A 333-nucleotide genomic window follows, 5' to 3' on the forward strand; every position below is an offset into this window, starting at 1 on the left:
GCGAGGACAGGATGCACATGTCCACGGCCGGCCACATCAACATGGCCAAGCGCGTGTTGGACGTCCTCGAATATGAGCACGTCATTGAAGTACCCGAACTCGCGCCCCTGCGGCTCATGAATCGTGTTGAAACGTTGAAGGCCAACGCCCGGTGGCTGCGTGAATCTGCGGTCCCGTGGGTATCTCGCAGGGTTCGCGGCGTTTCGTCCGGAGATGGCCTGCACCCTAAATATCCTGAGCTTATCCGGCCTTCCTAGCCGCTTGGCCGGTTTCGTCGCGGAAGCCGGGAGTGGCCAGCAGGGTGCCGTCCCGGCGTACGGCCAGGACTTCGAC

General features: G+C 62.5%; 1 pseudogene. It reads left to right on the plus strand.

Going from position 1 to position 333, the window contains the following annotated elements:
* Positions 1–257, plus strand: a pseudogene (locus SB679_RS23480) (SGNH/GDSL hydrolase family protein); the annotation flags it as partial.
* Positions 258–333: the final 76 nt, after the last annotated feature.

It is taken from the genome of Chryseobacterium sp. SIMBA_029, from assembly GCF_046535275.1.
In the GTDB taxonomy this organism is placed as follows: domain Bacteria; phylum Bacteroidota; class Bacteroidia; order Flavobacteriales; family Weeksellaceae; genus Chryseobacterium.